At 69.7% G+C, this 20267-nt stretch carries 22 protein-coding genes; 12 read left to right on the top strand and 10 right to left on the bottom strand.

Annotation, left to right across the window (positions count from 1 at the left end):
• Positions 1 to 193 precede the first annotated feature (193 nt).
• From lepA to JI742_RS12230, 12 genes are all read left to right on the top strand, one after another.
• On the top strand, positions 194 to 2008 hold the full coding sequence (gene lepA / locus JI742_RS12285; RefSeq protein ID WP_201827280.1) for a translation elongation factor 4: 1815 nt from the start codon (positions 194 to 196) through the stop codon (positions 2006 to 2008).
• A 53-nt stretch (positions 2009 to 2061) separates the two neighbouring features.
• Positions 2062 to 3045 (top strand): signal peptidase I, encoded by a 984-nt coding sequence (gene lepB / locus JI742_RS12280; protein ID WP_201827278.1) that lies wholly within the window; start codon positions 2062 to 2064, stop codon positions 3043 to 3045.
• 26 nt (positions 3046 to 3071) lie between these two features.
• Entirely contained in the window at positions 3072 to 3482 is a 411-nt protein-coding gene (locus JI742_RS12275; RefSeq protein WP_201827276.1) for a DUF4845 domain-containing protein, read from the top strand.
• Between the two features lie 68 nt (positions 3483 to 3550).
• Entirely contained in the window at positions 3551 to 4264 is a 714-nt protein-coding gene (gene rnc, locus JI742_RS12270; protein ID WP_201827960.1) for a ribonuclease III, read from the top strand.
• A 12-nt stretch (positions 4265 to 4276) separates the two neighbouring features.
• Entirely contained in the window at positions 4277 to 5359 is a 1083-nt protein-coding gene (gene era, locus JI742_RS12265) for a GTPase Era (protein WP_201827274.1), read from the top strand.
• Positions 5360 to 5381: 22 nt separating this feature from the next.
• Entirely contained in the window at positions 5382 to 6269 is an 888-nt protein-coding gene (gene recO / locus JI742_RS12260) for a DNA repair protein RecO (protein WP_201827272.1), read from the top strand.
• 67 nt (positions 6270 to 6336) lie between these two features.
• The gene (locus tag JI742_RS12255) at positions 6337 to 7143 is read left to right on the top strand and encodes a pyridoxine 5'-phosphate synthase (protein WP_201827270.1); all 807 of its coding nucleotides are present in this window, start codon (positions 6337 to 6339) and stop codon (positions 7141 to 7143) included.
• A 19-nt stretch (positions 7144 to 7162) separates the two neighbouring features.
• A complete protein-coding gene (acpS, locus tag JI742_RS12250; RefSeq protein ID WP_201827268.1) occupies positions 7163 to 7585 on the top strand; it encodes a holo-ACP synthase in 423 nt (140 codons plus the stop codon).
• 35 nt (positions 7586 to 7620) lie between these two features.
• Positions 7621 to 8721, top strand: coding sequence for a beta-N-acetylhexosaminidase (nagZ, locus tag JI742_RS12245; RefSeq protein WP_201827266.1), 1101 nt, complete (start codon positions 7621 to 7623; stop codon positions 8719 to 8721).
• Positions 8722 to 8756: 35 nt separating this feature from the next.
• Positions 8757 to 9065 carry a hypothetical protein gene (locus JI742_RS12240; protein ID WP_201827264.1) on the top strand — a complete coding sequence of 103 codons (309 nt, stop codon included), beginning with the start codon at positions 8757 to 8759 and terminating at the stop codon, positions 9063 to 9065.
• 7 nt (positions 9066 to 9072) lie between these two features.
• A complete protein-coding gene (locus JI742_RS12235; RefSeq protein ID WP_201827262.1) occupies positions 9073 to 9558 on the top strand; it encodes a T6SS immunity protein Tdi1 domain-containing protein in 486 nt (161 codons plus the stop codon).
• Positions 9559 to 9687: 129 nt separating this feature from the next.
• Positions 9688 to 10626 (top strand): CysB family HTH-type transcriptional regulator, encoded by a 939-nt coding sequence (locus JI742_RS12230; RefSeq protein WP_201827260.1) that lies wholly within the window; start codon positions 9688 to 9690, stop codon positions 10624 to 10626.
• A gap of 17 nt (positions 10627 to 10643) precedes the next feature.
• Here JI742_RS12230 and JI742_RS12225 read toward each other — a convergent pair whose 3' ends face one another.
• The 10 genes from JI742_RS12225 to JI742_RS12180 form a co-directional block, all read right to left on the bottom strand.
• Positions 10644 to 11669, bottom strand: coding sequence for a sulfate/molybdate ABC transporter ATP-binding protein (locus JI742_RS12225; protein ID WP_201827258.1), 1026 nt, complete (start codon positions 11667 to 11669; stop codon positions 10644 to 10646).
• 1 nt (position 11670) lies between these two features.
• On the bottom strand, positions 11671 to 12627 hold the full coding sequence (gene cysW, locus JI742_RS12220) for a sulfate ABC transporter permease subunit CysW (RefSeq protein ID WP_201827256.1): 957 nt from the start codon (positions 12625 to 12627) through the stop codon (positions 11671 to 11673).
• A 110-nt stretch (positions 12628 to 12737) separates the two neighbouring features.
• A complete protein-coding gene (gene cysT / locus JI742_RS12215; protein WP_182665149.1) occupies positions 12738 to 13571 on the bottom strand; it encodes a sulfate ABC transporter permease subunit CysT in 834 nt (277 codons plus the stop codon).
• Between the two features lie 7 nt (positions 13572 to 13578).
• Positions 13579 to 14601 carry a sulfate ABC transporter substrate-binding protein gene (locus tag JI742_RS12210; RefSeq protein ID WP_286184251.1) on the bottom strand — a complete coding sequence of 341 codons (1023 nt, stop codon included), beginning with the start codon at positions 14599 to 14601 and terminating at the stop codon, positions 13579 to 13581.
• An 8-nt stretch (positions 14602 to 14609) separates the two neighbouring features.
• The gene (locus JI742_RS12205; RefSeq protein ID WP_286184250.1) at positions 14610 to 15635 is read right to left on the bottom strand and encodes a sulfate ABC transporter substrate-binding protein; all 1026 of its coding nucleotides are present in this window, start codon (positions 15633 to 15635) and stop codon (positions 14610 to 14612) included.
• Positions 15636 to 15756: 121 nt separating this feature from the next.
• A complete protein-coding gene (locus tag JI742_RS12200; RefSeq protein ID WP_201827255.1) occupies positions 15757 to 16362 on the bottom strand; it encodes an RBBP9/YdeN family alpha/beta hydrolase in 606 nt (201 codons plus the stop codon).
• Position 16363: 1 nt separating this feature from the next.
• Positions 16364 to 16582 (bottom strand): TOBE domain-containing protein, encoded by a 219-nt coding sequence (locus JI742_RS12195; protein ID WP_201827253.1) that lies wholly within the window; start codon positions 16580 to 16582, stop codon positions 16364 to 16366.
• Positions 16583 to 16782: 200 nt separating this feature from the next.
• On the bottom strand, positions 16783 to 18207 hold the full coding sequence (locus tag JI742_RS12190) for an OprO/OprP family phosphate-selective porin (protein WP_201827251.1): 1425 nt from the start codon (positions 18205 to 18207) through the stop codon (positions 16783 to 16785).
• Between the two features lie 372 nt (positions 18208 to 18579).
• Positions 18580 to 19206, bottom strand: coding sequence for a histidine phosphatase family protein (locus JI742_RS12185; protein ID WP_201827249.1), 627 nt, complete (start codon positions 19204 to 19206; stop codon positions 18580 to 18582).
• Positions 19187 to 20158, bottom strand: coding sequence for an MBL fold metallo-hydrolase (locus JI742_RS12180; protein ID WP_201827247.1), 972 nt, complete (start codon positions 20156 to 20158; stop codon positions 19187 to 19189). The genes JI742_RS12185 and JI742_RS12180 overlap by 20 nt, the downstream gene beginning before the upstream one ends.
• Positions 20159 to 20267 lie beyond the last annotated feature (109 nt).

Raw genomic sequence — 20267 nt, 5'->3', positions numbered from 1 at the left:
GGCCCGCCTCGCTACAATGAAGCCCCAACAAGCAGTTGCCAAACCTTTTGTTGGAGGGCACGTTCGATCTTGGACGTGCCATTTTTTTTGCGTCCGGCCAGGCCCTCGCGGGCCCGGCCCCGCCTCGCGAGAAGGCCCCTGATGCGGGGGCCACGCCCCCGGGCGATCGCGCCGATCGCACAGCACCGACCGCATGGATCACATCCGCAACTTCTCGATCATTGCCCACATCGACCACGGCAAGAGCACGCTGGCCGATCGCCTCATCCAGCGCTGCGGCGGCCTGTCGGATCGCGAGATGGAAGCCCAGGTGCTCGACTCGATGGACATCGAGCGCGAGCGCGGCATCACCATCAAGGCGCAGACCGCGGCCCTGCAGTACACGGCCAAGGACGGCAAGGTCTACAACCTCAACCTGATCGACACCCCCGGGCATGTCGACTTCAGCTATGAGGTCAGCCGCTCGCTGAGCGCCTGCGAGGGCGCGCTGCTCGTCGTCGATGCCAGCCAGGGCGTCGAGGCACAGACGGTGGCGAACTGCTACACCGCGCTGGACCTGGGCGTCGAGGTGATCCCGGTCCTGAACAAGATGGACCTGCCGCAGGCCGATCCCGAGGCGGCCAAGTCCGAGATCGAGGATGTGATCGGCATCGATGCGGCCGACGCCATCCCCTGCTCGGCCAAGACCGGCCTGGGCATCGACGAAATCCTCGAAGCCGTCATCACCCGCATGCCGGCGCCGCAGGGCGATCCGGACGGCCCGCCGCGGGCCATGATCATTGACGCCTGGTTCGACAACTACGTCGGCGTCGTCATGCTGGTGCGCGTGGTCGACGGCGTGCTGAAGAAGGGCGACCGTGTGCGCATGATGGCCACCAATGCCGTCTACCCGCTGGAGCAGATCGGCGTGTTCACGCCCAAGTCCATGCCGCGCGAGGCGCTGCGGGCCGGCGAGGTGGGCTTCCTGATCGCCGGCATCAAGGAGCTGGCAGCCGCCAAGGTCGGCGACACCATCACGCTCGAGAAGAAGCTGCCGAACAATGCCGGCCCGGCCAGCCAGGCGCTGCCGGGCTTCAAGGAGATCCAGCCGCAGGTCTTCGCCGGCCTCTACCCCACGGAAGCCAGCGAGTACGACCAGCTCCGCGACGCGCTGGAGAAGCTCAAGCTCAACGACAGCTCGCTGCGCTACGAGCCCGAGGTTTCGCAGGCCCTGGGCTTCGGCTTCCGCTGCGGCTTCCTTGGCCTGCTGCACATGGAGATCGTGCAGGAGCGGCTGGAGCGCGAGTTCGACCAGGACCTGATCACCACCGCGCCCAGCGTGGTCTACCAGGTGCAGCTCGGCGGCATCGAGGCCGAGGTCATCGAGGTCGAGAACCCGTCGAAGATGCCCGAGATCGGCAAGATTGCTGAGATCCGCGAGCCCATCGTCACCGTGCATCTCTACATGCCGCAGGACTATGTCGGCCCGGTGATGACGCTGTGCAACCAGAAGCGCGGCCTGCAGCTCAACATGAGCTACCACGGCCGCCAGGTGCACCTGACCTACGAGCTGCCGCTGGCCGAGATCGTGCTGGACTTCTTCGACAAGCTGAAGTCCGTCAGCCGCGGCTATGCCTCGATGGACTATGAGTTCAAGGAGTACCGCGCCGCCGACGTGGTCAAGGTCGACATCCTGATCAATGGCGACCGGGTCGATGCCCTGTCGATCATCGTGCACCGCTCGCAGAGCCAGTTCCGCGGTCGCGCGGTGGCGGCCAAGATGCGCGAGCAGATCCCGCGGCAGATGTACGACGTGGCCATCCAGGCCGCCATCGGCGCCAACATCATCGCCCGCGAGAACATCAAGGCCCTGCGCAAGAACGTCTTGGCAAAATGCTATGGCGGCGACGTGAGCCGCAAGCGCAAGCTGCTCGAAAAGCAGAAAGCCGGCAAGAAGCGCATGAAGCAGATCGGCACCGTCGAGGTGCCGCAGGAAGCCTTCCTCGCCATCCTCCAGGTCGACGACTGAGCGTCGTCCGCCTCACCCCGGGCCGCTGCGGCGGCCCTTGCTGATTCCGATCCATGAGCGCACTCACCGGCCTGCTCTACGCCGTCCTGCTGACCTACCTGGGCGGCTGGTACCTCGGTCACTGGACCGGCAATTTCTCGCTGCTGCTCTTCCTGCTGACCGTCTTCACCGGCCTGTACTGGCTGGCCGAGCGCTTCCGCTTCGCGCCGGCCCGCGTAGCCGCGGCCCGCGCGCTGGAGCAGCAGGAAGCCCAGCGCCGCGAGCAGCTTGCCCGCCAGGGCATCACCCAGGTCGACAGCAGCCTCGACGAGGCCCGCAGCCGCGTGCTGGCCCAGCCCTGGTGGCTGGACTGGACGGCCGGGCTCTTCCCGGTGATCCTGGTCGTCTTCGTGCTGCGCTCCTTCCTGTACGAGCCCTTCAAGATCCCCTCGGGCTCGATGATCCCGACGCTGGCCATCGGCGACCTGATCCTGGTCAACAAATTCCACTACGGCGTGCGCCTGCCGGTCATCCACACCAAGGTGATCGACCTCAACGTGCCGCAGCGTGGCGATGTCATCGTCTTCCGCTACCCGGTGGATGAGCGCATCGACTACATCAAGCGCATCGTCGCCCTGCCGGGCGACCGGATCGACTACCTGAACAAGAAGGTCTCGATCAACGGCCAGCCCGTGCCCCGCACCGCGCTGCCCGAGTTCTACGACGAGGACAGCCTGCGCTACGCCCTGCAGTTCGAGGAGGCCCTGCCGCGCGCCGAGGGCCAGACGCACCGCTACCGCATCCTCAACGACCGCGACCGCAACGGCTTCGTCCTGCCCATGCCCGAGTTCCGCGGCCCCAAGGATGCATGCAGCTACACCGCCGAGGGTGTGAGCTGCACCGTGCCGGCCGGCCACTACTTCGTCATGGGCGACAACCGTGACAACTCGCAGGACTCGCGCTTCTGGGGCTTCGTCCCCGAGGGCAACATCGTCGGCAAGGCCTTCTTCGTGTGGATGAACTTCGGTAATCTGAGCCGCATCGGGGCCTTCGACTGAGCCCCGGCCTGCTGGAGCGTCCGCCGATGCCCGAACCCGCTGCCGACCGTCTTCCTGCCGCGCGCCGGCCCGCGCGCCACGCCACGCGCCGCGCGCTGCGCGGCCTGGGCCTGATCGGCCTGCTGCTGCTCATCGGCCTGGGCGCCATGGCTGCCGTGCTGGCCCTGCGCGCAGCCCCCCTGGTCGGCGAGCGCCTGACCATCCAGCGCAGCCTGCAACGTATCGCCAGCCAGGGCTTGGAGAGTGAAGCGGCGATCCGCGCCGCCTTCGACAAGCAGAAGCAGATCGATGCGGCCATCGTCAGCCTCGACGGCCGCGACCTGGAGATCCGCCGCGAGGACGGCCGTTTCCTGATCGACTACGCCTACGAGAAGGAACTGCCGCTGGTCGAGCCGGTGTCGCTCCTGATCCGTTTCCACGGTTCGGTGGCGCCCTGAGCCGCGTGCCCGCCGAATCGCTCGACGTGCAGGCTCCCCGTCCCCCGGTCCGGCGCGGCGGCCCGCGCCTGAAGGCGCCGGCCCCGCCGCGCCCCCAGCCAGCCGCCGCGACCACGGCCGAGGAGCTTCAGCAGCGGCTAGGTCACCAGTTCACCGACCTCGGCCTGCTGCGTCGCGCGCTGACGCACAAGAGCTTCGGCAGCGAGCACAACGAGCGGCTCGAATTCCTCGGCGATGCCGTGCTCTCGGCCGGGGTGTCGGTGCTGCTCTACCGCAGCTACCCGCAGGCCGACGAGGGCGAGCTCAGCCGCGTGCGGGCCCACCTGGTGCGGGAGGAATCGCTGCACCAGATCGCCGTCGAGCTGGGCCTGCCCACGCTGATCCGCCTGTCCGAGGGCGAGGCCCGCAGCGGCGGGGCGCAGCGCCCCTCGATCCTGGCCGATGCGCTGGAGGCGCTGATCGGCGCGGTGCAGCTCGATGCCGGCCTGGCCGCGGCCGCGGCCATGGTCGAGCGCCTGATCGGCCCGCACCTCGACCGCACCGCCACCGCCGCCTGGACCAAGGACCCGAAGACCGAGCTGCAGGAATGGCTGCAAGCCCGCCGCGAGCCGGTGCCCAGCTACCGCATCGCCGCCACCCTGGGCCGCGAGCATGACCAGACCTTCGTCGTCGCCTGCGCGATCCCCACCCGCCAGATGGAGGTGCAGGGCCAAGGCCGTTCGCGCCGCGCCGCCGAACAGGCCGCCGCCCAACTGGCGCTCGACACCTTGAAGGGCCTCTGAGCCCGCCGCCCCATGAGCCCCACCCCTGACGACCTGCCCGACGACGTGCTGCCCGAGGACGCGCCGCCCGACGAGGCGCTGCCCGGGCAGGATGCGCCCGATCCCACCGCCGACGTGCTCGCCGCCGCCTTCGGCGCGCCCAAGGCCGGCGGCGCCGCCGGGGCGCCGGTGCCCACCCGCTGCGGCCATCTGGCCATCGTCGGCCGGCCCAATGTCGGCAAGTCCACGCTGCTGAATGCGCTGGTCGGGCAGAAGGTCAGCATCACCTCGCGCAAGGCGCAGACCACGCGCCACCGCATCACCGGCATCCGCACCGTGGGCACGGCGGCCACCGGCGGCGCGCAGTTCGTCTTCGTCGACACGCCGGGTTTCCAGACCGAGCACATCGTGCGCGGCACCGCTGCGCTGAACCGCAAGCTCAACAAGCAGGTGCAGGCGGCGGTCGAGGATGTCGACCTGGTGCTCTTCCTGGTCGAGGCCGGCCGCTTCGATGCCGCCGATGCCAAGGTGCTGGCCCTGATGCCGGCCGGCACGCCGGTCGTGCTGGTGGCCAACAAGCTCGACAAGATCACCCGCCGCCAGGAGCTGCTGCCCTGGCTGCAGGGCATGCAGGCGCGCCATGCCTTTGCCGAATTCATCCCCATGTCGGCCACGCGCGAATCCGACATCGAGCGCCTGCTCGCCATCCTCACGCCCTACCTGCCCGAGCAGGCCTGGCTGCACGAGGAGGACGCGCTGACCGACCGCAGCGAGCGCTTCCTGGTCGCCGAGCTGATCCGCGAGAAGCTCTTCCGCCTGACCGGCGACGAGCTGCCCTACACCTCGACCGTCGTGATCGAGAAGTTCGAGGAGGCCGCGCCCAAGGCCGATGGCACGCCGATGCACCGCATCGCCGCGTCCATCGTCGTCGAGCGCGATGCGCACAAGGGCATGGTCATCGGCGATGGCGGCGAGCGCCTCAAGCGCATCGGCACCGAGGCGCGGGTCGAGCTGGAGCGCCTGCTCGGGACCAAGGTCTTCCTGGAGCTGTGGGTGCAGGTGCGCTCCGGCTGGGCCGACGACGAGGCCCGCCTGCGCGCCTACGGCTACGAGTGAGCCGCCGGCCCGGCCCCCGCGCATGAGCCCGGCCGCCGCCTCCGGCCGCGCGCGCAGCGCGCCGCGCGCGGCGCCACCGCAGCCGGCCTACTTGCTGCATCGCCATGACTGGAGCGAATCCAGCCTCATCCTCGACCTGCTCGGCCGCGACGAGGGCCGCGTCGTGCTGGTTGCCAAGGGCGCCAAGCGGCCGCACTCCAACTTCCGCACCGTGCTGCTGCCGCTGCAGCGCCTGCTGGTCGTGCACGGCCGGCGCAAGCCGCAGCCGCTGGACGCGCAGGAGGAGGGCGGCGAAGTGCTGCCGCTCAAGAGCGCCGAATGGGCCGGCGGCCCGCCGCTGCCCCAGGGCCAGGCCCTGCTGGCCGGCTTCTACCTGAACGAGCTGCTGCTCAAGCTGCTGCCGCGCCACGACCCGCACCCCCGGCTGTTCGATGCCTATGCGCTGACGGTGGCCGCCCTCGGCGAACGGCCCACGCCGCCGCTGGCCCCGCTGCTGCGCGCTTTCGAGCTGCTGCTGCTGCGCGAGCTGGGCCTGCTGCCGGCGCTGGACCATGACACCCTGCGCCAGCGCCCGCTGGCCGATGCCGATCCCGCGCAACCCGCCGCCCTGCGGCCCGAAGCCGGCCTGGTGCTGCTGCCGCCCGGCGACGAAGGCCCCGAACGCGCGCCGCCCGCGCTGCCGGCCGCGCAGTGGTGCGCGCTGGAAGCCGCCCTCCAGGCCCTGGCCCCCCAGCTCGGCGGCATCGAGCCGCCGGCCGGCGCCGCGGTGCAGGCCGCCTTCGCCCGCCTGCAAGCTGGCTGCGCCGCGCCGGCCCTGCGGCCGCTGCTGCGCGGGGTGCTCCACTACCATCTCGGCGGCCGGCCCCTGCACACCCGGCAACTGATGGCCGACCTTGCCACCGCCCCCTGAGGGCCCGGCGCATGCCGCGCCCCCCGCCGTCCTTCGCGCCTCGCGCGCTTCCTGCGCCCCGCCCCCGATGATCTTCGCCCCGGCCCTCGACGCCCCCCTGCTCGGCGTCAACATCGACCACGTCGCCACCCTGCGCAATGCGCGCGGCGGGCCCTTCCCCGACCCGGTGGCCGCCGCCCTGCTGGCGGTGGAGGCGGGCGCGGACATCATCACCTTCCACTTGCGCGAGGACCGCCGCCACATCCGCGACGAGGACGTCGCCCGCCTCAAGCAGCTCATCCGCGCGCCGCTGAACTTCGAGGCCGCCGTCACCGACGAGATGCTGGACATCATCGAGCGCACCCGGCCCGAGCATGTCTGCCTCGTGCCCGAGCGCCGCCAGGAAGTCACCACCGAAGGCGGGCTGGAGGTGGCCGGCCAGAAGCCGCGGCTGCGCGAGGCTTGCGCCCGCCTGGCGGCGGCCGGCTGCCGCGTCTCGCTCTTCATCGATGCCGATCCGGCGCAGATCGAGGCCGCGGCCGAGGTCGGCGCGCCCTGCATCGAGCTGCACACCGGCGCCTATGCCAATGCCTGGTGGGCGCAGGACGCCGCCGAGATGGCCCGCCTGCGCGCCCGCCTGCATGCCGGCTTGCAACGCGGCCGCGCCCTGGGCCTGCGCACCCATGCTGGCCACGGCCTGGCGTTGTGGTCGCCCGGCACCACCCGGCCGGCGCCGGACGCGCCCAGCAGCACCGCCGTCATCGCCGCCCTGCCCGAGGTGGCCGAGCTGCACATCGGCCATGCGCTGATGGGCCATGCCGTCTTCGTCGGCCTCGCCCAGGCCATCCGCGATTTCCAGGCCGAGGCCATCCAGGCCCGCGCCGCGGCGCGCTGAACCGATCGGCATCGATGCCATGATCGTCGGCCTCGGCACCGACCTCTGCGACATCCGCCGCGTGCAGGCCGCGCTCGACCGGCGCGGCGAGCGCTTCGCCGAGAAGGTGCTCGGCCCGCAGGAGCTGGCCGTCTGGCGCGCCCGCACGGCCAAGGTGCCGCTGCGCGGCCTGCGCTACCTGGCGACCCGCTTCGCCTGCAAGGAAGCCTTCTCCAAGGCCATCGGCCTGGGCATCCACCATCCCATGAGCTGGCGTGCCTGCCAGGTGCTCAACAGCCCCTCCGGCGCGCCGCAGATCGTGCTGGGCGGCGCGCTGGCGCCCTGGTTCGCCGCCCGCGGCTGGAAGGCCCATGTCACCTTGACCGACGAGGGCGACCTGGCCTGCGCCTTCGTCGTCGTCGAGACCGACCCGGCCGCCGCCGCCGCCCCACCCCTTCCCTGAGCTTGCGCGCCCCGCCCGCGGCGCCGGACCCCGCCATGACCGAAGCCCTCCACGCCCCCGTCGTCCTCGACATCGCCGGCACCACGCTCGGCGCCGACGACCGCCGCCGCCTGCGCCATCCGCTGACCGGCGGCCTCATCCTCTTCGCCCGCAACTGGCAGGACCGCGCCCAGCTCACCGAGCTGTGCGCCGCCATCAAGGCCGAGCGCCCCGATGTGCTGATCGCCGTCGACCATGAAGGTGGCCGCGTGCAGCGCTTCCGCACCGACGGCTTCACCCCGCTGCCGCCCATGCGCGCCCTGGGCGAACGCTGGGCGCAGGACGGCAAGGGCGGCGAGGGCGCCGGCGTGATGGCCGCCACCGAGGCCGCCACCGCCTGCGGCTACGTGCTGGCCGCCGAGCTGCGCGCCTGCGGCGTGGACTTCAGCTTCACCCCCGTGCTGGACCTGGACCACGGCCCCAGCGGCGTGATCGGCGACCGCGCCTTCCACCGCGATCCGCGCGTCGTCACCCTGCTGGCGCGCAGCCTCATGCACGGCCTGCTGCTGGCGGGCATGGCGAGCTGCGGCAAGCACTTCCCCGGCCACGGCTTCGTGGCGGCCGATTCGCATACCGAGGTGCCGGTCGACCGGCGCAGCCTCAAGGCCATCCTCGGCGACTGCGCCAAGCCCTATGGCTGGCTCGGCCCCGCGCTGCAAAGCGTGATGCCGGCCCATGTCATCTACCCCAAGGTCGATGCCCGGCCGGCCGGCTTCTCCGAGGTCTGGCTGCAAGACGTGCTGCGCGAGCGCCTGGGCTTCACCGGCGCCATCTTCAGCGACGACCTCAGCATGGCCGGCGCCCGCCGCGTGCCCGGCGTGCGGGGCGGCGCCGAGCTGAGCTACACCGAAGCCGCCGTCCTCGCCCTGCAGGCCGGCTGCGACATGGTCCTGCTGTGCAACCAGTCGCTCGACGGCGGGCGCGCCGTCGACGAACTGCTCGACGGCCTGCAGGCCGCCGCCGCCGCCGGCACCTGGCAGCCCCAGCCCGACAGCGAGGCCCGCCGCCTCGACCTGCTGCCCCAGACCGCCCCGCTGCCCTGGGACGAGCTGATGCAGCACCCGGTCTACCTGAGCGCGCTGGACCGCCTGCCCTGAGGCGCCGACCCCCCCTCGTCCCGAAGCCCCTGACCATGACGCTGCAGCCCACCCCCTTCCGCGCCGCCCTGGCCGGCCTGTTCTCGGCTCTGAGCTGGCCCCTGCTCTGGGCCCGCTTCGGCGGTGGCCCGGCCAGCGCGGGCCAGGTCGAGCTGATCGTCGCCACCTTGCTGCTGGTCGCCCTCCCGGCCCACCTCTTCGTGCTCGGCCTGGGCCCGGGCGCATCTCCCGGTGGCCGCCTCGACCGCGCGCTGCTGCTGCGTATCGGCGCCTGGCTGGCTGCCGCGGCCCTGGGCATGCTGCTCGCCCCGCTGATCCACGAGGCTGCCCCCGCGGCGGCCTGACCCAGCGGTGCGCTCCCACCCCGCCCCCGAGCTGCTGCATCTCCTCGACGCCGAAGGCCTGCAAGCCCTGCGCAGCGCCTGGGCCTGGCGCCTGGGCGAGGCCTGGCAGCCCCTGATGGCCAGCGTGATCGGCGACGTCTTCGTGCTCACCCCGGCCGGCAGCGTCTGGTGGCTCAGCACCGCCAGCGGCGACCTGGAGCAGGTGGCCGACAGCCCGGCCGCCTTCCGCGCCCGCCTGTCCGATCCCGAGGCCCAGGACGAATGGTTCCTGCCCGGCCTCGTCTACGCCCTGCGCGAGCACGGCAAGGAGCTGCTGCCCGGACAGCTCTACGGCTACAGCGTGCTGCCCGTGTTCGAAGGCGGCAGCTTCTCGGTCGAGAACATGTTGCCGGTGGACGCCGCCGCGCACTACACGCTCAGCGGCGAACTGCTGCGCGCCGCAGCCCGCCGCCGGCCGGGGGAGGCGCTGGGGGCGGTGTCCCTGGGGGACTGAGGCGCAGGCTGGGGGCCCTTCCTTATGCAGTTTTCGCCGGAGCTAAGGCGTAGATATTGGTTCGCTTTCTGAGTCGCGACCCAAAGAATCGAGGCTTCCTGAGCCGCGCCTCCGCGCAGCGATTGCCTTATGAACTTCCAACAGCTCCGCGCCGTACGCGAGACGGCTCGGTCGGGCTACAACCTGACCGAGGTCGCCCAGCTCCTGCACCTCTCGCAGCCCGGCATCAGCCGGCAGATCCGCGATCTGGAGGGTGAGCTCGGTTTCGAGATCTTCGTACGCGCCGGCAAGCGCCTGACCAAGCTGACGCCGCCCGGCGAAGCCTTGCTTCCAGTGGTCGAGCGCCTGTTGCTCGAGGCCGAGAACCTCAAGCGGGTCGCCGAGGACTTCACCGCCGTCACCACCGGCCGCCTGTCGATCGCAGCCACCCACTCCCAGGCACGCTACGCCCTGCCCACCGCAGTGCGCGACTTCCGCAAGCTTTATCCCCAGGTGAGCCTGACCATGCACCAGGGCTCGCCCAAACAAGTGGCCCAGATGCTCTTGTCGGGCGAAGCCGACATCGGCGTGGCCACCGAGGCCCTCGCCCAGTACGACCAGCTCGTGGCCTTGCCCTGCTACCGCTGGACGCACAGCCTCATCGTGCCACCGCAGCATCCCCTGCTGCAAAGCCATGAACCGGTCTCGCTGGAGCAACTGGTGGCCTTCCCCATCATCACCTACGAGCCGGGCTACACCGGCCGGGCCCACATCGATGAAGCCTTCCGTGTTGCCGGCCTGGTGCCAGACGTCGTGCTGAGCGCGATGGATGCTGACGTCATCAAGACCTATGTCGAGCTGGGCCTCGGCGTGGGCATCGTGGCCTCGATTGCCTACGACGAGGAACGAGACCGCAGTCTGCGTGCGATCGATGCACGCCATTTGTTCGAGATCAACCTCACCCGCCTTGCCGTGCGCCGTGGTAGCTGGCTGCGCGGCTTTGCCTACGATTTCATCGAGTCCTTCGCCCCGACGCTGAACCGCAAGCTGGTCGAGCGCTCCATGGCCGGCGATCCAATCGAGATCTAGGCCGGCCACTCGGCGGCTCAGGCCGCCGCGAAGCGCGTGATGCGCCGAGGTCTCAGATGCACTTCCGAGCCCGGTGCCAGGCCCAGGCTGTCACGCAGGACCTGGTACTCGCTGCGCGGCAGCTCGACATCGACATAGCCGGCCTCGTCACGGCGCCGGAACTCCAGCCGGGTGTTCGGGCCGACCGTCAGCACCTGGCCGAGCACCACCGGCAGGCTGCCCTCCTCCGGCTGGGCCAGGATCTGCAGCTCGTGCGGACGCACGTAGCTGACTTCGCCGGCCGGCGCGCCGGGCCCGTGGCCGAGGCGGCCATGGAAGAGGTTCACGTCGCCCAGGAAGTTCAGCACGAAGGGCGAAGCCGGATGGTCGTAGACCTGGTCGGGGGTGCCCTCCTGCTCGATGCGGCCCTCGTTCATCACGACCACTCGGTCGGCCACTTCCATGGCCTCCTCTTGATCGTGGGTGACGAAGACGCTGGTGACATGCACTTCGTCGTGCAGGCGGCGCAGCCAGCGGCGCAGTTCCTTGCGCACCTTCGCGTCGAGGGCACCGAAGGGCTCGTCGAGCAGCAGCACCTTGGGTTCGACGGCCAGGGCACGGGCCAGCGCGATGCGCTGGCGCTGGCCGCCGGAGAGCTGGTGCGGGTAGCGGTCGGCGATCCAGTCAAGCTGCACCAGCTTCAGCAGCTCCGTCACCTTCTTGCGGATGGCCGCCTCGCTGGGCCGGGTGGCCTTGGGCCGCACGCGCAGGCCGAAAGCCACGTTCTCGAAGATGCTCATGTGGCCGAACAGCGCATAGTGCTGGAACACGAAGCCGACCTGGCGCTCGCGCACGTCGGTGTGCGTCGTGTCCTGGCCGTGGAAGCGCACGCTGCCCGCGTCCGGCACCTCCAGGCCCGCGATGATGCGCAGCAGCGTGGTCTTGCCCGAGCCCGAGGGGCCGAGCAAGGCGACCAGCTCGCCGGAAGGGATGTCCAGGTTCAAGTCGTCGCAGACGACGGTCTTGCCAAAGGCCTTGCGCAACTGGCGGATCTCGATGCTCATCTCAGACTCCGTGAACGCCGGGCACACGGGCCGGGCGGGGGGATGCGGGGGTCGATGCCGGGGACGGTGCCGCCGCGAGGGGCTCCGGGGCCAGCGCGCCGGTGCCGCGCACCTCGGCCTTCACCCGCTGCTCGACCACGTACTTCAGCACCAGCGTGACCAGGGCCAGGCCGGCCAGCAGCGAAGCCACCGCGAAAGCGGCCGCGAACTGGTATTCGTTGTAGAGGATCTCAATGTGCAGCGGCATGGTGTTGGTCTCGCCGCGGATGTGGCCCGAGACCACGCTGACGGCACCGAACTCGCCCATCGCCCGGGCGTTGCACAGGATCACGCCGTAGAGCAGCGCCCACTTCACATTGGGCAGCGTCACGCGCCAGAAGATCTGCCAGCCGTTGGCCCCCAGCACGCGGGCGGCCTCCTCCTGCTCGATGCCCTGGGCCTGCATCAGCGGGATCAGCTCGCGGGCGATGAAGGGAAAGGTCACGAAGGTGGTGGCCAGCACGATGCCGGGGAGGGCAAAGATGACCTTCAGGTCATGGTCGCGCAGCCACTCGCCGAACCAGCCCTGCAGGCCGAAGATCAGCACATAGATCAGGCCGGAGATCACCGGACTCACGCTGAAAGGCAGGTCGATCAGCGTCAGCAGCAGGTTCTTGCCGCGGAAATCGAACTTGGCGATGCACCAGGCCGCCGCCACGCCGAAGACCAGGTTCAGCGGCACGCTGATCGCCGCGGCAATCAAGGTGAGCCGGATGGCCGACAGGGCGTCGGGCTCGGTGACCGCCGCCAGATAGACCTCGACGCCTTTCTTGAAGGCCTCGAAGAAGACGATGGTCAGCGGAACGAAGAGGAAGAAGGTGAGGAAGGCCAGGGCCGCGCCGATCAGGAGCCGACGCACCCAGGGGGGCTCGTGGGTGCTCTCCCGGAAGGGGGATGGGGTCAGGGTGGGGGCCGTCATGATGAGGGTGGGAAGGTGGCCCTCCAGCGGGCAGCGCGGGTCCGGCTCGGCCGGGCTGCAGACGTCGTCCGCTGGAGAGGAAGCGGCCGGAGCCGCTCTGGGAAAGGCCGTCAGCGACCCTGGCGGGCGCGGGTCCAGGCCTGCAGGCCGTTGATGGCCAGCAGCAGCGTGAAGGCGGTGACCAGCATCACCACCGCGATGGCCGTGGCGCCGGCGTAGTCATACTGCTCCAGCTTGGTGATGATCAGCAGGGGTGTGATCTCGCTGACCATCGGCATGTTGCCGGCGATGAAGATCACGCTGCCGTACTCCCCCAGGGCGCGGGCGAAGGCCAGCGCGAAGCCGGTGAGAAGGGCCGGCGACAGGATGGGGAAGATCACGTGGCGGAAGGTCTGCCAGCGGCTCGCACCCAGCGTGGCGGCCGCCTCCTCCAGCTCGCGGCTCAAGTCCTCCAGCACCGGCTGCAGCGTGCGCACGACGAAGGGCAGGCCGATGAAGGTCAGGGCCACGAACACCCCCAGCGGCGTGAAGCTGACCTTGAAAGGCAGCCACTGGCCGATCCAGCCGTTCTCGGCATACAGCGCCGTCAGCGCGATGCCGGCCACCGCGGTCGGCAGCGCGAAGGGCAGGTCCACCAGCGCATCGACGATGCGCTTGAGCGGGAACTCGTAGCGCACCAGCACCCAGGCCACGATCAGGCCGAAGAAGGCATTGAGCAGCGCCCCCGCCAGCGAGGCGCCGAAGGTCAGCTTGTAGGACGCCACCACCCGCGGCGAGCTGACCGTGTCCCAGAAGGCCGGCCAGGTCATGGTCGCGGTCTTCAGGAAGGCCGCGCTCAGCGGAATCAGCACGATGAAGCTCAGGTAGAGCACGGTGAAGCCCAGCGCCAGGTCGAAGCCCGGCAGCACGGTGTGACGCTTGAGCAGGGTGCGCGAGAAGATCATCCGGGACTCACTTCTGCTTGGCGCGCAGGATCACCTGGTCGTACAGGCCCCCGTCGTCGAAGTGGTCCTTCTGCGCCTTCTTCCAGCCGCCGAAGACCTCGTCGATCGTGAAGGTGCCCACCTTGGGGAAGGCCTTGGCGTACGCGGCCAGCACCTTCGGATCGCGCGGGCGCAGCGCATGCTTCGCGGCGATCGTCTGGCCCTCGGGCGACCACAGATGGCGCAGATAGGCCTCGGCCTGCTTGCGGGTGCCACGCTTGTCGACGACCTTGTCCACCACCGACACCGGGTTCTCGGCCAGCACGGTCCACCGCGGGTAGATCACGTCGAAGTCGTCGCCGAACTCGCGCTGGATCAGCGGCACCTCGCTCTCGAAGGTCACCAGCGCATCGCCGATCTTGCGCTGCGCGAAGGTCGTCGTCGCACCCCGTCCGCCGCCGTCGAGTACCGGCACATTGCGGAAGATGCGCTCGGCCAGGGCCTGCGCCGCCGCCGGCGACACGCCGTTCTTCAGCGCCGCACCCCAGGCGGCCAGGTAGGTGTAGCGGCCGTTGCCCGAGGTCTTGGGATTCGGAATGATCACCGAGACCCCACTGCGGCCCAGGTCCGTCCAGTCCAGGATCTTCAGCGGATTGCCCTTGCGCACCAGGATCACCGAGACCGAGGTCGTCGGCGCACTGTTGTTCGGCAGGCGCTTGGCCCAGTCCGCCGGGATCAGGCCACCGCGGTCGTGCAGGATGTCGATGTCATTGGCCTGGTTCATCGTGATGACATCGGCCTCCAGGCCCTCGGCCACGCTGCGCGCCTGCTTGCTGCTGCCACCGTGCGACTGCTTGAGCGTCAGCACCTCGCCGCTCGTCTTCTGCCAGTGGGCGGCGAAGGCGGCGTTGTAGTCCTTGTAGAACTCGCGCGAGACGTCGTAGCTGACGTTGAGCAGGCTGATATCGGCCGCTTGCGCGGCGGCCAGGGGCAGGGCCAGCAGCAGGCCGAGGACGGCCCGCCTGCCCGCCATGGGGATGCGTCCGGGCATGGCCGGCCTCACTTCTTGGTGTAGACCTGATCAAAGGTTCCACCGTCGGCGAAGTGCGTCTTCTGCGCCTTGGCCCAGCCGCCGAAGACTTCGTCGATGGTGAAGAGCGTCACCTTGGTGAACTGCTTGGCGTACTTGGCGGCAGCCTTCGCATCGATCGGACGGTAGTAGTTCTGGCCGGCCAGATCCTGGCCCACCGGCGAGTAGAGGAACTCGAGGTAGGCGGTGGCGACTTCGCGGGTGCCCTTCTTGTCGACCACCTTGTCGACCACGGTGACCGGCGGCTCGGCCAGGATGGACAGGCTGGGCACGACGACCTCGAACTTGTCCGGGCCCAGTTCCTTGGTGGCGAGGAAGGCTTCGTTCTCCCACGAAAGGAAGACGTCGCCGACACCCCGCTCGGTGAAGGTGACAAGCGAACCGCGTGCGCCGCTGTCGAGCACCGGGACGTTGGCCAGGATCTGGCCCACGAAGGCCTGCGCCTTCTTCTCGTCGCCGCCGAACTTCTTCAGCGCATAGCCCCATGCCGCCAGGTAGTTCCAGCGCGCGCCGCCGGAGGTCTTGGGGTTGGGGGTGATGACGGCCACGCCGGGCTTGACCAAGTCGTCCCAGTCCTTGATGCCCTTGGGGTTGCCCTTGCGCACCAGGAACACGATGGTCGAGGTGTAGGGCGCACTGTTGTGCTTCAGTCGCTTCTGCCAGTCGGCAGGGATGAGCTGGGCCTTGGCATGCAGTTCGTCCACGTCATAGGCCAGGGCCAGGGTGACCACATCGGCCTCCAGGCCGTCGATCACCGAGCGGGCCTGCTTGCCCGAGCCGCCGTGCGACTGCTTGATGGTGACGGTGTCGCCGGTCTTGGCCTTCCAGTGGGCTGCGAAGGCCTTGTTGAAGTCGACGTAGAGCTCGCGCGTCGGGTCGTAGGACACATTCAGCAGGGTGATGTCCTTGGCGAAGGCGGTGGCGGCCAGCAGACCGACGGACAGGCCGATCAGGGCGCGACGCAGGGCGCGGGACAGGGAGGGAAGGGATTGCATGCGAGGAAGACAGGTTGGGAGTAGGTGCACGGATGCTAGGGACGGCTTTGGCATGCGGGAACGAAGTCTTGAGCGCATGTTTATGCGGTCGGTGCATGAAGGCCGCTGCCTTCATGCCGGTCTACACCGCGAAGGACCACTCGCGCCAGTCGGCCAGTTCGGGGCGCTGCTCGCGGGCAAGCTGCTGGCGCATCGCCCGGACCCAGGCGCTGGCGAGGGGCAAGGTGGCATGGCCGGATTCGGCATTGATGTGCCCCGCGAGCCCCAGGGAGACCCAGTGCGCGCCCCAGCGACGAGCCAGGCTGCGGGCACCCTCCAGGCTCATCCAGGGGTCGTTCTCGCTGCCGACCAGCACGCTGGGCAGTGGCAGTGCGGCCTCGGGCACGGCCTGTTCAAGGCCGAAGCGTGCTGGTGAGGCCGGCGCCACCATCATGGCCGCGACGATCGGGGAATCCGGGTCGTCGACCAGGTGACGTGCCAGGGCCACGCAACCGAAGCTGTGCGCAACCGCGAGCCACAGACTTTCCGGTTCAGCGCGCAGGGTGGTCTCGATGCGGGCGCTCCAGCGATTGAGGTCGGGTGTGCTCCAGTCGTCCTGCACCACCCGACGCGCCCCGCGCTGCTGCCGCTCCAGCCAGCTCTGCCAGTGCCCCGGACCGCTGTTACGCAGCCCCGGCACGACCAGCAGCCGCACCTGGCGGCGCGGTGGATGACGCAGGCTGGGCATTTCAGAGCGCAGCGATCGAGACCTCGGTCGACTTGACCAGGGCGATCACCTCCTTGCCGACGGTCAGGCCGAGGTCGCGGACCGAGCGGGTGGTAATGACCGAGGTCACCACTAGGCCTGCCGGAGTCTCGACATCGATCTCGGAAACGACCGGGCCTTCCAGGATCTCCCGGATGCGGCCGCGGAACTGGTTGCGGACGTTGATGGCGCTGATGCTCATGGTGCGGGGGGATGAAACCTGAGAAGGCTTCACTGTAGGAAGGCCGACCCGGCGCACCAAGCGTGGTTTGTGCCTCAGCTCATGAGCCTTTGGCATGAAGGCACCCGGGAACCTGCCGCTACCGAGCGTCTCGCCAAACCAACCTAGTCGAGCAACTTAGGCCGTCCCGTCTACGCCCGCTTTACAACAGCACAGCTTGGCTAGTAGACGAGCTGGAAGCGACCCATCACCACGTCCTCGGTCTGTCGGTCGGCGCCACCAGGCGCCCCACCTTGATAGCGGGTGCGATTGACGTCGAGCGACCATTTGACTTGGCGATTAACGTGCCAACTCAGTCCTAGGCCTAGGTTCTGCGCACGCCGAGCCGCGACGTCCGGGCTGGCAAAGCGAGTTAGACCGCCCTCAAATGCCCTCGGGTCGATGCGTAGCCCTGAGGCACGGAGCCCGAGCTCCAAAGCGGATTCGCTCCCCGTAAGCTGCACGCCACGAAAGGTGATGGGTTGCCCGGTTGGCACCCAGGACAGGGTGACGTCATACGCTGTGTGACGCAGTCGCCGGGTCTGACTTTCGCGTTGAAGCACCTGCTCCGATACGCCCAGCTCCGCAACAAATCCAGCATTTCTGTGGAAATAGCTCAGCTGGGGGAAGAGCCGTCGGTGATGCCCGTCAGCAACTACCCCGCTGCTGTATGCGAAGAACTCTTCTTGCGCTGCTGAACGGTAGCGGGGAAGGCTGGCAGACGCAGCGGCGCCGGGGCCTTCGGAGCGCTTGCGCCCGGCCGTGGCACTCACCCCGAACCCGAGGCCGTTGAGTAGGCTCGACTCGTTGCGGAAAGGCTCGAAGAACACCCGCGCATGGACCTCCTTGCCGCCGTCATCGCGCAGAGCGACATCCCGACCGTCGGCGGCGCCGTTGAACAGGCCCAGTACAAACTGCGCCCCGCCACTGAACGCTTGGCCATACCAAGCCAGACCAAGATCGCGATTAGGGGCCAGTTCATTGGCCAAGCCCCGCTCCACCAGGGGCAGAGCTGTGGCAACCCGCAGCCGATCCAGGCTAATCGCGCTCTTCTGCTTCCCTACGCGCAGAAAACCGGTCCGGCCGGTCGGTATGTCGACGAAAGCATCGAGCAGGGCTACGTTTGCCCCGGTCCCGTTGCCGCTGAGTTCCGGCGCGATCCGAAAGCCCAACCCAGCGAACTGGCCGGAAAGGGTGGGGCGGATCCGGCGCAGCAGGAAGCCGTCCTCCAGCTTGGATCCGGTGGCAGTCTCGCCCTCCAGGAACAACCGGCTGTCGAGCTGGACCATGGCGCTGAAGCGCAGTTCGTTCCCGCGCTCTGCATCGACCAGAGCGAAGCCGCCATCTGGGGTTGGCTTAACTAATGAGGATGACGGTCCGGGCGCCTTTGGCACGCTTGGAACGGTGGGAACGGCATGGGCGGCAGCTCGGATTTGCTCTGCGGAGGCCCTGGCCTCAGCAAGGGCATGCTCTAAGTCATGCAAGCGCTGCTCGAGGGCCCGCAGCCGTGCGTCTTCGGCCCGGGCTTCGCCCAGTGCAAGGCTGACCAAGATTCCGAGCACAGCCGATGACCGGCGGGTAAGGGATGGAGGGGTGAAAGAGGGCATGAGAACTCCAGGCTGGGATTTCTCATGGTCCGCAGGTCCTTCGTGAGGCTGAAGCGAAAAAGTGTTGCGTGTTGCTGCGGAAACTGATGTAACGAGTAGTTCATCTAGCTTTCATGCTGCCCGGTCGCGGATGTCAGGTGCAGGTACGTAAGCGCTCGATGTTGCCCTTGCTTTGCGTCTCTCAGTGCAGTGCTCGGCCAAGCCGAACGCTGGTGGTACGAGCGACCCGTAACCGCGTGTTCAGTTGGCTCGATCCCTCCGCACATTGCACCTGGCCGACGACCTGATGCCCCCCCATTTCTTCACTCGCAGGATGGCGCCCGCTGCCTGGAGGTGCCGAGCGCGCGCCTCCGCAGGCTCTCATGCGTGTGTTCAGGGCGGCGGCGCCAGCCGCCCCAGCAGTTCCACTGCCCCCGAGGGCTGCGCGCGCAGCAGCAGGCCTTCGCCCGAGCTGGCGCCGCCCAGGCCCAGGTCGGACAGCACGAACATGTGGGTCACCCAGGCTTCGAAGCGGCCGGGCTGCTGGCGGGCTTCGGCCAGGGCCTGGCGCAGGGCGGCCAGGTTTTCGGCGTTGCTGCTTTCGCGGGCGCCGTAGGGCGAGCCGAGTGCGGGCCAGGCTTCGGCCATGCCGAAGGCGAGCCGGGCGGTGTCCAGGCAGCGGCACCAGGGGCTGCTGCGCACGCGCGCCGGGCGCAGGCCGCGGGCTTCGAACCAGGCGCCGATCTGGCGGGCCTGGGCGCGGCCGGCGTCCGAGAGATTGCGCTGGCTGCGGCAGTCGTCCAGGGTGAAGCCGGGCGGATCGAAGGTGCCGGGCGCGAGCGCATGGCGGAAGGCGATGACCACGCCGCCTTCGCGCAGCCGGGCCGCCAGCTCGTCCGGCCCGAGCGCTGCGGCGCGCAGCGGCAGCCCGGCCAGCCAGGCGCCGCCGCCGGCGGCCAGGCCGGCGCGCAGCAGGCGGCGGCGGCCGGCCGCGCGGGGCTCAGGCCGGCTGGAAGGCATAGCCCTCGCCTTGGGCGACGATGCGGCCAAAGGCCGGGAAGGGGAAGTGGTAGCCGCCGACCAGGGCCCGGCTTTCAACCACGCGCTGCAGGGTGGCACGCCGCACGCGGCGTGCGGCCTCGGCGTCCATGTCGAAGCTGACGGCCCAGTCGGGGTTGCGGGCGAAGAGCGCCGGCACATTGGTGAGGTCGGCCACGTAGACGAAGGTCTGGCCGGCGGACTGCAACTCGAACAGGGTGTGGCCCGGGGTGTGGCCGAAGGCGGCGACCGAGCGCAGGCCCGGCGCCAGCTCGCTGCCGGGCGTGAAGCGCTGGAGCTGCCCGGCCGGCAGGTCGGAGAAGACGCGCCGCGCGACCTGGAAGCCGCCGCGCTGGGCCTCGGGCCGGGCGTTCATCGCCGCCTCGTCCATCCAGAAGGCGTGCTCGGGCTCGGGCACCAGCACCTGGGCGCGCGGGTAGACGAGGCTGCCGTCCTTGCGGCGCAGGCCCTGGATGTGGTCGCCGTGGTAGTGGCTGATCAGCACGGTGTCGATGTCGCCGGGCTGGAAGCCCGCGGCGGCCAGGTGGCCGAGCAGGCGGCCGGTGCTCGGGCCGCCGTGCTCGCCGAAGCCGGTGTCCAGCAGGATGCGGCGGCCGCCGCTGTTCACCAGGAAGGCGGTGAAGGGGATGTCGATGTGCCCGGTCGGCAGGCCCTGGCGGGCCAGCAGTTCGCGCACTTCGGCCAGGGGCGCGTTCTTCACGAACTCCTCGCCCAGGGGGCGGCGGGCGATGCCGTCGTTGAGGGCGATCACCTCGGCCTCGCCCACCTTCATGCGGCGGAAGCCGGGCGTGGGCAGGCTGGGCGTGCCCAGCTCGGCCGCCGCCTGGGCCCAGGCGCCCGGGGCTGCGAGCCAGGCCAGCGGGGAGGCGGCGGCGGCCGACAGGCCGGCGGCAAGAAGGTGGCGACGTTGCATGGCAGGGGTGGCGGGGCCGGGAGTGGATGGGTGCCACGATGATGCGGCCCACCCCCTGCCTTTGCCCGGCGCGGGATTTCGCGCCGGAACCTGTCCCCCCAAAGAACAA

It is taken from the genome of Piscinibacter lacus, from assembly GCF_016735685.1.
Classification (GTDB): domain Bacteria; phylum Pseudomonadota; class Gammaproteobacteria; order Burkholderiales; family Burkholderiaceae_C; genus Aquariibacter; species Aquariibacter lacus.
Note: the sequence above shows the minus strand (reverse complement) of the source record. Positions and strands in the feature narration are given on the sequence as shown.